At 43.4% G+C, this 13,155-nt stretch carries 10 protein-coding genes; 4 read left to right on the forward strand and 6 right to left on the reverse strand.

All coding sequences use genetic code 11. The features are described from left to right. Positions 1 to 8: 8 nt before the first annotated feature. The 5 genes from cyoD to ABIS04_RS00985 all read right to left on the reverse strand — a co-directional run bounded on the left by cyoD (position 9) and on the right by ABIS04_RS00985 (position 4,557). A complete protein-coding gene (gene cyoD, locus ABIS04_RS00965; protein ID WP_350432296.1) occupies positions 9 to 338 on the reverse strand; it encodes a cytochrome o ubiquinol oxidase subunit IV in 330 nt (109 codons plus the stop codon). Then, positions 338 to 958, reverse strand: a complete 621-nt coding sequence (gene cyoC / locus ABIS04_RS00970; protein WP_350432298.1) for a cytochrome o ubiquinol oxidase subunit III — start codon at positions 956 to 958, stop codon at positions 338 to 340. The genes cyoD and cyoC overlap by 1 nt, the downstream gene beginning before the upstream one ends. After that, complete coding sequence (gene cyoB / locus ABIS04_RS00975; protein WP_350432299.1) at positions 958 to 2,940, reverse strand: cytochrome o ubiquinol oxidase subunit I; 1,983 nt, start codon at positions 2,938 to 2,940, stop codon at positions 958 to 960. Before cyoB ends, cyoC begins: the two co-directional genes overlap by 1 nt. A gap of 2 nt (positions 2,941 to 2,942) precedes the next feature. Continuing rightward, positions 2,943 to 3,980 carry a ubiquinol oxidase subunit II gene (gene cyoA / locus ABIS04_RS00980; protein WP_350432300.1) on the reverse strand — a complete coding sequence of 346 codons (1,038 nt, stop codon included), beginning with the start codon at positions 3,978 to 3,980 and terminating at the stop codon, positions 2,943 to 2,945. Between the two features lie 181 nt (positions 3,981 to 4,161). Further along, positions 4,162 to 4,557 (reverse strand): hypothetical protein, encoded by a 396-nt coding sequence (locus tag ABIS04_RS00985; RefSeq protein ID WP_350432301.1) that lies wholly within the window; start codon positions 4,555 to 4,557, stop codon positions 4,162 to 4,164. 388 nt (positions 4,558 to 4,945) lie between these two features. Here ABIS04_RS00985 and ABIS04_RS00990 point away from each other — a divergent pair, with 388 nt between their 5' ends. The 3 genes from ABIS04_RS00990 (at position 4,946) to ABIS04_RS01000 (ending at position 8,566) form a co-directional block, all read left to right on the forward strand. Continuing rightward, complete coding sequence (locus ABIS04_RS00990; RefSeq protein WP_350432302.1) at positions 4,946 to 5,530, forward strand: hypothetical protein; 585 nt, start codon at positions 4,946 to 4,948, stop codon at positions 5,528 to 5,530. Between the two features lie 664 nt (positions 5,531 to 6,194). Further along, a complete protein-coding gene (locus tag ABIS04_RS00995; protein WP_137223774.1) occupies positions 6,195 to 7,685 on the forward strand; it encodes a SulP family inorganic anion transporter in 1,491 nt (496 codons plus the stop codon). A 32-nt stretch (positions 7,686 to 7,717) separates the two neighbouring features. After that, positions 7,718 to 8,566, forward strand: coding sequence for a universal stress protein (locus tag ABIS04_RS01000; protein ID WP_140235484.1), 849 nt, complete (start codon positions 7,718 to 7,720; stop codon positions 8,564 to 8,566). A 261-nt stretch (positions 8,567 to 8,827) separates the two neighbouring features. Here ABIS04_RS01000 and ABIS04_RS01005 read toward each other — a convergent pair whose 3' ends face one another. Further along, positions 8,828 to 10,204, reverse strand: coding sequence for a lyase family protein (locus tag ABIS04_RS01005; RefSeq protein ID WP_350432303.1), 1,377 nt, complete (start codon positions 10,202 to 10,204; stop codon positions 8,828 to 8,830). An 87-nt stretch (positions 10,205 to 10,291) separates the two neighbouring features. On the opposite strand from ABIS04_RS01005, the gene acnA reads away from it, so the two are divergent. Beyond that, on the forward strand, positions 10,292 to 13,027 hold the full coding sequence (gene acnA, locus ABIS04_RS01010; RefSeq protein ID WP_350432304.1) for an aconitate hydratase AcnA: 2,736 nt from the start codon (positions 10,292 to 10,294) through the stop codon (positions 13,025 to 13,027). Positions 13,028 to 13,155: the final 128 nt, after the last annotated feature.

Below are 13,155 nucleotides of genomic sequence, written 5' to 3' on the forward strand. Positions count from 1 at the left end.
GCTGTCGGTTACATCATCAAATCATTGGCTGCGTAGATAATCCACACAGACAAACCCACTACCATGACAATAATCAATGCAGTGAATAAGAACGAGAATGTATTGATTTTACCTTCTTTAGAAAAATCTAAATGAAGGAAGTATTTTAAATGCACCACGATTTGTACTATTGCCGCTACGACTACAATCCATAAGGTGGTGTCATGAGTAAAGCTGTGAGTCATTACCGACCAAAATGGAATACCGGTTAAGACCACCGATAATACAAAGCCGACGAAATAAGACTTCACGCTAGCGGCAAAATCGCCTTCGCCGTGACTTGAATGTGCATTGCTCATCACAAGACTCCTAATAAATAAACGACGGTAAACACACACACCCAAACAATGTCTAAGAAATGCCAAAACAAACTTAAACAACTTAGACGAGTGATGCTGCGATTATTTAAACCGCACTTGATGACTTCAACCATCATAACCAGCATCCAAATTAAGCCCGCGGTAACATGCAAACCATGCATGCCGACTAAGGCAAAAAATGCTGATAAAAAGGCACTGCGATCTGGACCATTGCCGTGTTCAATCAGGTGACTAAACTCGTACACTTCCATCGAAATAAACGCACAACCTAATGCGAAGGTGACCAGCAACCACATTAATGTGGCGGCCTTCTTTTGGTGTTTAGCGCAAATCATGGCAAAGCCATATGTAATACTACTGACCAACAAGGCGGCGGTTTCGATAAGCACGAAATCTAATTCGAAAATATCTTTACCCGACACACCACCATCGGTGTTCATATACAGGACTGCATAAGTCGCAAAAACAGAAGCGAATAAAATACAGTCGGTCATTAGATAAATCCAAAAACCAAATAAAGTGCTACCATTAGTGTCATGTTCATCATGGTGATCTGCAGCGTGAGCCACGTGTAAATCTGCTTTAATAGCAATACTCATTATCGACCCCTTGCTACGTTATCTATGTGTGCATTTTCAATACGCGCGACTTCATCTGGCTGCACGTAGTAGTCAACATCATTGTCGTAAGCACGCAGTAAGAACAACACAAACGCACCGCCAAACCCAACAATGGCTAACCACCAGATATGCCAAATTGCCGCAAAGCCCATGGCAGTAATACACGCAGCCATGGTAATACCGCTGGCAGTATTTTTAGGCATGTGAATTGGCTGGTATGTTTCACGACGTTGATAGGCCGTGCCTTTTTCTTTCATGTCGGTGAACGCATCAATGTCAGTTACAGGATCTAACTGAGCAAAGTTATAGAACTGTGGTGGTGAAGATGTTGACCACTCAAGTGTACGGCCATTCCATGGATCGCCTGTTGTATCAAGGTTTTGTTCACGGTCTCGGAAGCTCACATACAATTGCACAAACTGTAAAATGATACCGACTAGAATGACAAAGGCACCCACAACCGCAAAATAAATCCAGAAGTTCCACGCTGGGTTATCGGTATGATTAAGACGACGTGTCATACCCATAAAGCCAAGCACGTACAGCGGCATAAAGGCCAAATAGAAGCCAATTTGCCAGCACCAAAAAGATGCTTTTCCTAAACGTTCATTGAGTTTGAAGCCCATTGCTTTAGGGAACCAGTAGGCAAACCCCGCCATGTAGCCAAATACCGCACCGCCAATAATGGTGTTATGGAAATGGGCGATTAAAAACAAGCTGTTATGTAGTACATAATCAGCGCCAGGTAATGCTAACAATACTCCGGTCATACCGCCGATGGTGAAGGTCACCATAAAGCCTAAGGACCACAATACTGGCACGGTAAAGCGTAAACGACCGCGATAAATGGTAAATAACCAGTTAAACAGTTTTACCCCAGTCGGCACCGCAATCACCATGGTCATCACCCCGAAGAAGGCGTTAACGTTAGCGCTCGACCCCATGGTAAAGAAATGGTGTAACCAGACAATAAAGCCAAGGACAGAAATCGCACCCGTTGCCCACACCATAGAGGTGTAACCAAATAAGCGCTTCGAAGTAAAGGTTGAAAACACTTCAGAGAAAATACCGAAAGCCGGTAATACCAAAATGTATACTTCAGGATGACCCCAAGCCCAAAATAGGTTGATGTACATCATGGCGTTACCGCCACCATCATTGGTAAAGAAGTGGAAATCTAAATAACGGTCTAAGGTCAACATACCTAAAACAGCGGTTAAAATTGGGAATGACGCCACGATTAGCACGTTAGCCCAAGTACAAGCCCAGGTGAAAATGGGCATTTGCATCAGCTTCATGCCCGGAGCACGCATTTTTAACACAGTGGCGATAAAATTCACCCCGGTTAAGGTTGTCCCGATACCGGATATCTGCAAGGCCCAGATATAATAATCAACCCCCACCCCCGGACTGTATGCCAACTCTGACAAGGGTGGATAGGCTACCCAACCAGTCTTGGCGAATTCACCTAATCCAAGCGAGATATTGATTAATATCGCCCCAGATGTAGTGAGCCAAAAACTTAAGTTGTTTAAAAATGGGAATGCCACATCGCGGGCACCAATCTGCAGCGGTACGACCAAGTTCATTAAACCAATCATAAATGGCATCGCCATAAAGATAATCATAATCACGCCATGGGCGGTGAAGATTTGGTCGTAATGTTCTGGTGGTAAATAACCCGCTGCGCCATTAGTGGCAAGAGCTTGCTGGGTTCGCATCATAATCGCGTCAGAAAACCCACGAACCAGCATTACCATCGCTAACACGATATACATAATACCGAGTTTTTTGTGGTCAACTGAGGTTAACCAGTCGTGCCAAAGCACACCCCATTTTTGATGTTTAGTGATTAAAGCCGCAATAATGACACCAATAATAGCGACAGCCGCAAGGGTCACCATGATAATCGGTTCATGATACGGAATAGACTCGAGTGTTAATTTTCCAAGAAATGGCATGATTACTCCGCCTCCCCAGAAGCAATTGAAGAATGCTCTGTGGTTGAGTGTGTAGTGGATTGTCCAGAATGTGGTTCAGCGTCTGTGTCAGTCATGTGCTCCATGTTTTGCATATGCTGGGTATGATCCATACCAGACATTGATTCCATATTGCCCATGTCGTGCATGCCTTCCATACTGCCCATTGATTTCATATTCGAGTCTGGATGCATGTACTGCATAACAATGTAATTAAACATGCCGTGTTGCACTGACCCATAATATTGAACAGGGTTGTTTTCGCTTTTTTGGGCTAGTTGCTTATATTGCTCAACGTCCAAGGTGTTACCTTGTTGTTTTACCTTAGCAACCCAGGCATCAAAATCACCAGCAGTTGCCGTTGCAATGGCGTTAAACTTCATACCAGCAAAACCAGCACCACTGTAGTTAGCTGAAATACCTTCAAAGGTACCCGGCTCATTAGCAATAAGGTGTAGCTTGGTTGCCATGCCTGCCATTGAGTATATTTGGCTGCCTAACTGCGGAATGAAAAATGAATTCATCGCCGTATCTGAAGTGATTTTGAAATTAACTGGAACATTGGCAGGGAAGGCCAATTCGTTAACCGACGCAATGCCATATTCTGGGTAGATAAATAACCACTTCCAGTCCAGTGACACCACTTCTACAGTAACGGGTTTCGCGTCATGCACTAGCGGTTTATAGGGGTCTAAATCGTGAGTCGAATTCCAAGTGATAACACCCAAAATGATCACAATAACAATCGGAATGACCCACACGACAATTTCAATCGCGGTAGAGTGTGCCCATTTTGGCGCATAAATTTCTTCATCGCGGCCATCACGATATTTCCATGCAAAATACAAAGTCATGAAAATGACTGGAATGACCACAATCAGCATCAGCAATGTCGCAACAATAATGAGATGTTTCTCATCTATGCCGATCTGGCCTTTGGGATCCAGCACGCCGCCTTCACAACCCGCGAGCATAAATGCTAATGCAACTAGGGCTGATTTACGTAAATTTTGAATTAACAAAGGAAGATTCCTCTCACCTTAAAAGCTTACTACCCTGCCAATAGGGGGGATCGGCAGTTGCAGAATAATCATCGAACGCAAATAACCGCACCCAAGGACTAACCCAAATCAACTATCAGTGATTCTGGTGTAGCTCTTAAGGCAATATCGTTTTGCGAATGATGTATTTAAATTAAAAAATTTAAGCTTGTAGAGGTGGGGCACGGCAACCGTGTGCCGTGTATTCAAGAGATTTAGGGACAACAACAGATAAGGCACTTAATGCGTAACTAAGTGCAAGGAGATTACAAAATGTAGAATTGAGGTTGAATAAACGCCAAAATTGGTCGATAACCAATGGATTTAATATCAGCAGACCCAGTAAGCTTGCGCCCATAATTTCAGCTAATAAGGTGTCAATAACGGCAATAAATTCACTGATATCGACAACATGTCCTATCGACATAGACAATGAATCAGCTAAAGGCTGCAGCAACAGTAACCCGAAACACAAGGTTAAATGTGCTTTACTCAATTTGGAAAGCCTTGCGACACGATTAAACGGCTTAGCAAGGTATTGGTAGCAGGTTAATTTCAACAAACGTTTCCGGCTGAGCTTAAAGGAGTGGGCAGTTGAATCAACAGATCCAGCTAGTAATTATCATTGGCAGGAGAATAACAATAAGGGGCTAGTAATTGGAAGTGAATCACGCTAGGGAAACCATGAAATTATTAAATAAATATTAATTGAAACAGTATTTTAACTAAAATATTACATGTTTAACCACATTATTACGATTAAAGATCCCAATAACGACAATAATGTGATGTGTGGCACTTAATTCTGTCGGCTAATGTGGGCTTTTTAGTGATAATGTATTTTAGCTTGCATAGCTTATTCATTTATCGCAGCGCTTATTGATTAATGTAGAGTCACTTTATGGTCTTTAAATTTGGGCGGTAAATTTTGGTATCAAGGAGAACCCATGAAATATCATTTGTTGTTATTTTTATCTTTACTGACATTTGGGGCGAACGCTCAATTAGATGTTGAGTTAACTAGCCATACAGACAAAGAAAAATTGAAACAGTTACAATTAGAACGAGTGACTCAACAATATGATTTAGCCAAATGGACATTTACAGACAAGGTACTGATAGATGAGTCGGCAACAAGACCATATAGTCACCCAACACTAACGATCACTGTAAGCCGCCCAAGCGATGATGGTTCATTTTTATCGCAATATTTGCATGAACAAATTCATTGGTTTGAAGACTCTCGCCAAATAGAGGTCAATAAGGTGGTTGCTACATTGAAGCAAAAGTACCCCAATGCACCAATTACTGGACCAGAAGGTGCTGATGGTGTGTTTTCAACCTATTTACATCTTGCGGTTTGTCTACTGGAGTACGATGCACTTACAGAGTTGCTAGGCAAACAAAAAGCTAATGAGGTGATATCGACTAACTCCAAGTATTTCTATAAATGGATTTATCGAACCGTTTTAGCCGATCCAGAGTTTATTCGGAATGTGCTGAAGCAAAGTGATCTTTATATTAACGAGTAATAGCCTTAGTAAGCCATGTAGTTAAACAGTACCCTAGGTTAGCAACGTTAGGCTGAGTTAATCTGATTAAAGTGTTACTCTTCATTTTTATACTATTGCGGTCGAAAAATAATAATTTGGCGTGTTTACGATAAATTAAATAACAAACTACCAATAATCATGTTGTTAAATTTATGGTTGCCAAAAAGTCGTTGCCTTTACCTATTTAGTCGAAATAAAGTTTTCTCTCAGTTTATCGTAAAAAAAACTCAATTAATCAAGGGATATAATGACTTTTATGTCATAAATAAGACTAATCTGACCATAGCCAGCGTAGTGGTTATTTATTTATGCATTTTGACTTTTAACCCGTTCAGCGCTATTCTTCTGCGCTGTTTTAGGTTGTACTTGTATAATTTAAAACCAAACCTTACGCTTTTTAGCGTTTAACGAGGTTATTTTTTATAATGAACATTAAGCCGCATTAGTTAATCCTTCCTTCTTGGATCACTACGATCCATCTGTAGTGGCTACCTGCTTGGTGGTTGTTTTGCTTTACCCCATAATCTCAATAGCATCCCGTCGTTTGACGAATTAAAACCTTTGTTGGTGTGCGCAGATGTATATGTCTAGCGTTGACGGGTGTTGTTGGAGTAAATGACTAATTTTAAACAGAGTGAATAACATGATACAAACCATGAAGAAAGAGTGGTTCTCCAACATACGCGGAGATCTGTTAGCCGGTATTGTGGTTGCACTGGCGCTAATCCCAGAGGCAATAGCCTTTTCTATTATTGCAGGGGTAGACCCTAAAGTCGGCCTATATGCTTCGTTTTGTATTGCGGTTGTGATTGCCTTTACTGGTGGTCGTCCTGGAATGATCTCTGCTGCAACAGGTGCTATGGCACTATTAATGGTGACCTTGGTTAGGGAGCACGGGCTTGAATACTTACTCGCGGCAACCCTATTAACAGGTGTGCTGCAAATAGTTGCTGGTTACTTAAAGCTAGGTAATTTGATGCGTTTTGTTTCGCGCTCTGTGGTCACAGGCTTTGTCAATGCGCTGGCTATTTTAATCTTTATGGCTCAAGTGCCAGAGTTAATTGACGTGACTTGGCATGTGTACGCCATGACCGCAGCAGGGCTTGGTATCATCTACTTATTCCCGTTAATTCCTGTCATTGGTAAATCCTTACCTTCGCCTTTAGTGTGTATTGTCGGACTGACCATTGTTGCTGTGTTTATGGGTATCGATATCCGCACCGTAGGTGATATGGGCCAGCTGCCTGACACCTTACCTATTTTCCTTTGGCCTGAAGTGCCATTAACCCTTGAAACCTTAATGATCATCTTTCCTTATTCAGCGGGTCTTGCCGTAGTGGGTTTGTTGGAATCGATGATGACAGCCACAATTGTTGATGACTTAACCGATACTCCAAGTGATAAGAACCGTGAGTGTAAAGGCCAAGGTATTGCCAATATTGGTGCAGGTTTAATGGGTGGTATGGCTGGTTGTGCCATGATTGGTCAATCTATTATCAATGTTAAATCTGGCGGTCGCGGACGTTTATCAACATTCTCGGCGGGTGTCTTTTTGCTTATCTTGATCGTATTTCTCGGTGATTGGTTAAAGCTTATTCCTATGGCGGCATTGGTTGCGGTAATGATCATGGTATCTATAGGTACTTTCTCTTGGGATTCGATTCGTAATCTTAAACATCACCCAATGTCGACTAACCTTGTGATGGTGGCCACGGTTGTGGTGGTTGTTGCTACCCATAACCTCGCGATTGGGGTATTTGTAGGGGTATTACTGGCATCGTTATTCTTTGCTAATAAAGTCGGTCGATTTATGGTGGTTAAAAGTGCAGAAACCACAGCTGAAACGGGCCGCCATTATCAAATTATTGGCCAAGTCTTTTTTGCTTCTGCCGATAAGTTCAGTAACTCATTTGATTTTAAAGAAGTGGTTGAGAAGGTGACTATTGATTTATCACTGGCACATTTTTGGGATATTACCGCAGTATCGGCACTCGATAAAGTGGTACTTAAATTCCGTCGTGATGGCACCGAGGTTGAGTTAATCGGCCTTAACGAAGCCAGTTCAACTATTGTCGATAAATTCGGGGTGCACGATAAGCCTGAAGAAGTTGAAAAAATGATGTCTGGTCACTAAGCCCTGAGCAACACAATATAAGGAAAATAATGATGAAATATGTGATTGCCTGTATCGACGGTTCAAAAGCAACCTTAGCGGTATGTGATGCCAGTGGATGGGCGGCGATGCAATTAAATGCCCCAGTGACCCTACTACATGTATTAGATAAATCGCTTTACCCAACACAGTTGGATTTATCGGGAAACATCGGTTTAGGTACGCGTGAGCATCTACTTGATGAGATGGTTATCCTTGAAGGCCGCAGAAGTAAACTGGCACTTGAGCAAGGTAAGTTTATGCTCGAAGATGCTAAAAAACGTGTCGTTGGGCAACAACCTACAGCATTGGTGGAAACGCTACAGCGACATGGTGACTTAGTTGAAACCCTGTTAGAGCAAGAACCTAAAGCAAGGTTGGTCGTGTTGGGTCGCCAAGGCGAACAACATCAAGAACATGCTATTGGCAGCCATTTAGAAAGTGTTATTCGCACTCTTAAGCAACCTATTTTAGTGGTCATGGCTGAATTTACCGCGCCAAAGCGATTTATTTTTGCTTACGATGGCAGTGCAACAGCTAAAAAAGCCCTTAATCAAGTGGCTACGAGTCCGATGCTAAAAGGCTTGGAATGCCACTTGGTGATGGTGTCTGACAATGAATCCCAAGCGACAACTGAACTGGCAGCAGCGGCAGACTCTTTGAGTAACGTAGACTTTAGCGTGATCACCGCCGTATGTAAGGGCGAGGTGCAAGCGGCTTTAGAAGCGTATCAAGTCGCTAACCAAATAGATTTGATGGTGATGGGCGCTTATGGTCACTCACGTATTCGTGAGTTTTTTGTGGGTAGCAATACCACCAAAATGATCAGCAAAAGCCGCATCCCACTGCTATTGTTGCGTTAATCGTTAATTGCGAATTGTTAGTTAGATTCATAAATAAACGCTATGCAGTGATTACTCTGCATAGCGTTTTTTTATACTCTCGACGAGTCTTGTTAGTGTGATATGTCGATTTACGGGGTTAAATAACCTCAGTTCGGAATATAAAATGGTAATCAAACCGTTCTGTGCCCTGCTAACCGTGTTTCATTAACGTGCAATAAACCCGTTATTAATGCTTGTTAGTCATAAGAGACTGCACATTATTTTCTAGTTTGTGGCCTGTTACTTATGGGGCTTTGCAAGATGTAATGGATCGAGTATTGCTTTTAGTTCATCTTCGCCAAGCTTAGTTTCTTCAAGTGCAATAGCTAATACTGATTTATGTTCTTTATCTGCTCGTTTGGCTATTTTAGCGGCCATATCGTAACCCACCACTGAATTAAGTGCGGTAGCCAGAATGGGGTTTTTCTCCAATGCTTGGGTTAAATGCTCGGCATTGAGCGTAAACTCGGCAAACACTTTGTCGGTCATGGCCTGGCAGGCATGGGTTAATAAATCAATACTGGACAGTAGCTTGTCGGCAATCAGTGGCAACATCACATTCAATTGAAAATTACCCGATTGTGCTGCGATGGTAATGGTAGTTTCATTGCCAATGACTTCAGCGGCAATCATGGCTACGGCTTCTGGGATAACGGGATTAACCTTACCGGGCATTATCGATGAGCCGGGTTGCAGCGCCGTTAAGCTAATTTCTTGTAACCCTGCAACAGGGCCAGAGTTCATCCAACGTAAATCATTGGCGATTTTCAATAACGTAACCGCTAACCCTTTGAGCGCCGAAGCCATGGCTAAGGTGTGATCTTGGCTACTCATATACAACGCAGGCATTACCGCCGCCTGCCAAGGGATTTTATCTTGCTGTTGTAAATCATCACATGCAAGTTTGGCAAAATTGGGGTCACAATTAACACCAGTGCCAACCGCAGTGCCGCCCAATGGCAATTGATGCAGGCTCAGCTCAACTTGCTGAATTCGAGCTTGAGCACTGTTTAGCTGTTGTTGCCAACATTGCAGTTCTTGGCCAAGCGTAATCGGCATGGCGTCCATTAAATGGGTGCGACCAGTTTTGACCAGGTTTGAATGTTGTATAGCCAAATCCGCCAATCTGTCGCTTAGATCTGTAATGGCTGGGTACAGTTGAGCCTTTAAATGCCGCACTGTGCTGATGTGAATACAGGCGGGCACCACATCGTTACTGCTTTGGCCCATATTGACATGATCATTAGGGTGAACTTTTACCTGCAAAATGACGCTGGCAAGGCTGGCAATCACTTCATTAACATTCATATTAGAACTGGTGCCAGAACCTGTTTGGAACAAATCTAGCGGAAAGTGTTTTGAAAAATCAAGCTTCTTACTGGCGACAATTGCTTGTTGAATCGCGGTGGCCATGGCGTTATCTAGCAAATCTAGCTGGCTATTAGCCTGTGCTGCCGCTGATTTTATGTCGAGTAGGGCGAGTAAAGCTGGCGTCGGAAAGCGCCGATCTGAAAACTGAAAGTTATTCAGTGCTCGTTGGGTTTGCGCTTGGTAATAAACATCATTTGGTACCTCAATTTTCCCCATACTGTCATGTTCTATACGCATTTTGCTCATAGTTTTTTTCCGGGTCGATTTTAGATTCGAATATGTTAGGGTAACCTTAGCATGAAGTGCCAATAAACGTTTATAGGGAGATCAGTAATGAAAAATTCTATGCAATTATTGAAACAACTTGAGAGTCACGGAAAAACTTTCAAGTATTACAGCTTTGATCGACTAGCCGAACACTACGATTTATCTCGCTTACCTTTTGCCGCTAAAATCTTATTAGAAAACCTACTGCGTTATGAGAACTCTGAATTTGTTCAGCCTGAGGATATTGATATCTTGGCCCGCTGGGATCTAGATAACTGGTCAGAAACTGAAATTGCTTTTGTGCCCTCTAGGGTTATTTTACAGGATTTTACCGGTGTACCTTCGGTGGTCGATTTGGCCGCAATGCGTGATGCGATTGAGACATTAGGTGGTAATGCAGACGCTATTAACCCACTCAACCCGGTGGAGCTGGTCATTGACCATTCAGTGATGGTTGATGTGTTTGCTGAATCCGATGCACTACAAAAAAATACCGCCATTGAAATCCAACGAAACCGCGAGCGATATCAGTTTTTGCGTTGGGGTCAGCAAGCCTTTGATAACTTTAAAGTGGTGCCGCCAGGGCGCGGTATCGTACATCAAATCAATCTGGAATATCTGGCGAGAGTGGTTTTTGTCAAAGAGGATGAAGATAATCTATTGTACCCCGATACGTTAGTTGGGACAGATTCTCATACTACTATGATCAATGGTTTGGGTGTATTGGGCTGGGGTGTGGGCGGCATAGAAGCAGAGGCCGCGATGTTAGGCCAACCTGTTACCATGTTGTTACCCGAAATTGTCGGATTTGAATTTATCGGTAAATTGCCTCCAGGGGTTACCGCTACCGATCTGGTGTTAACCGTGACCGAACAACTGCGCTCATTTGGCGTGGTAGGTAAGTTTGTTGAATTTTTTGGTGCCGGTGTCGATCAATTAACCTTGGCCGATAGGGCGACCATTGCCAATATGGCGCCAGAATACGGTGCTACTTGTGGCATTTTCCCGATTGACCAACAAACGCTAGATTACCTCAAGCTTACCGGTCGTGATCCAGAGCGTATCGCGTTGATCAAGGCATATCTTAAACAGATGGGCATGTGGGCCAGCGCATCCGACAACAAAGCCTGTTATCACGCCAGATTACAACTGGATTTAGGCAGTATTGTGCCTTCTATCGCTGGCCCCAAAAGACCACAAGACAGAATTGCACTTGAGCAAGCTGGAGTCAGTTTCCGCCAATGGTTGGATAGTCAGATCCCAGTGAGCCACATCGACGCCGAAGGTAAAGACGAGTTGGCAAGCGAGGGTGGTCCATCGGTGCAAGTACCCGTCGCTGATGGCAGTACTGGTGTTGCATGTCGTTATCGAGATAAAGACTTTGTGCTGGAAGCCGGCGCGGTGGTGATAGCGGCGATAACCAGTTGTACTAATACCTCTAATCCATCGGTGTTAATCGCCGCCGGACTATTGGCCCGAAATGCGCGTAAAAAAGGCTTGCAGGTTAAACCCTGGGTAAAAACCAGCTTTGCACCGGGCTCACAGGTGGTGACAGATTATTTAATAAAATCGGGTCTTAATATCGATTTAGATGCCTTAGGTTTTCAGTTGGTTGGCTACGGTTGTACCACCTGTATTGGTAATTCAGGCCCTTTACCTCAACCCGTTAGCGCTGCGATACAACAGGGCAGGTTGAAAGTGTGTTCGGTGTTATCAGGCAACCGTAACTTTGATGGCCGCATCCATCCAGAAGTTCAAGCCAATTATTTAGCATCGCCGCCGCTGGTGGTGGCATATGCATTGGCCGGTAATATGAAAGCCGATATGGTCACCGAGCCTCTGGGTGAAGATGCCAATGGCAAAGCTGTCTATTTAAAAGATATCTGGCCAGACAATCAGGAAATCCAACAGGTTATGGCCAGCGCCGTGCAAAGCGAAATGTTTGTGTCGCGTTATGCCGATGTTTACAGTGGTGATGCTGACTGGCAAGGATTAGAAGTGGTCCAGAGCCAGAAATATAACTGGCCAGATTCTACCTATGTCAAACAACCACCATTCTTTAATGGGATCAGTGCCGAGGTTCCAACAATAAAAGCTATCGACAATGCCCGTTGTTTACTTAAGTTAGGTGATTCGGTCACTACCGACCATATTTCACCAGCGGGATCTATTGCACCAGACAGCCCTGCTGGAGACTATTTACAGCAAGCTGGGGTAGCCATTAAGGACTTTAACTCTTACGGTTCACGCCGTGGAAACCATGAAGTGATGATGCGTGGAACTTTTGCCAATGTAAGGCTAAAAAATCTGCTGGCTCCTGGAACTGAAGGTTGTTGGACTCGCTTAATGCCTAACGGTGAGTCTATGACCGTATTTGATGCCGCCATGCAATATCAACAGCAAGGTACGCCTTGTATTGTATTAGCGGGCAAAGAATACGGCACGGGTAGCTCGCGAGATTGGGCCGCCAAAGGACCTGCACTGTTGGGTGTTAAAGCGGTTATAGCGCAAAGCTATGAACGTATTCATCGCTCGAACCTTGTTGGAATGGGGATTTTACCTCTGCAGTTCATGCCAGATGACAGTGCTGAGTCACTAAAGCTTACTGGTGAAGAGCAATTCAGTATTCCTGCAGTGAGTGCTGGCCAGAAAACCGTTAAAGTGACCGTGACCAACAAAGCGGGTAAGCATCATTCGTTTGAAGCTAAAATCCGCATTGATACTCCTAATGAGTTCAGTTACTACCAAAATGGTGGCATTTTGCATTATGTATTGCGCAATCTAGCTAAGTCGTCTAGCTAAGTCATTTGGGTTCTCGCTAAGGTTATTATCTACTTTAGATAGCATGTAAATAGGTTCAAATTTAACGATTTGGACCTTTTTTATGCTATGAAAGCAATATGTGCGGTATAGCGGTATAGCGGTATATA

The organism is Shewanella sp. H8 (genome assembly GCF_040285065.1).
Taxonomy (GTDB): Bacteria; Pseudomonadota; Gammaproteobacteria; order Enterobacterales; family Shewanellaceae; genus Shewanella; species Shewanella polaris.

Excerpts from the sequence above, each read along its gene's own strand:
- ABIS04_RS01005 (WP_350432303.1), bottom strand. The coding sequence starts at position 10,204 with ATGAGCAAAATGCGTATAGAACATGACAGTATGGGGAAAATTGAGGTA.
- acnA (WP_350432304.1), top strand. The coding sequence starts at position 10,292 with ATGAAAAATTCTATGCAATTATTGAAACAACTTGAGAGTCACGGAAAA.
- ABIS04_RS00995 (WP_137223774.1), top strand. The coding sequence starts at position 6,195 with ATGATACAAACCATGAAGAAAGAGTGGTTCTCCAACATACGCGGAGAT.
- cyoB (WP_350432299.1), bottom strand. The coding sequence starts at position 2,940 with ATGCCATTTCTTGGAAAATTAACACTCGAGTCTATTCCGTATCATGAA.
- ABIS04_RS01000 (WP_140235484.1), top strand. The coding sequence starts at position 7,718 with ATGAAATATGTGATTGCCTGTATCGACGGTTCAAAAGCAACCTTAGCG.
- cyoC (WP_350432298.1), bottom strand. The coding sequence starts at position 958 with ATGAGTATTGCTATTAAAGCAGATTTACACGTGGCTCACGCTGCAGAT.
- cyoD (WP_350432296.1), bottom strand. The coding sequence starts at position 338 with ATGAGCAATGCACATTCAAGTCACGGCGAAGGCGATTTTGCCGCTAGC.
- ABIS04_RS00990 (WP_350432302.1), top strand. The coding sequence starts at position 4,946 with ATGAAATATCATTTGTTGTTATTTTTATCTTTACTGACATTTGGGGCG.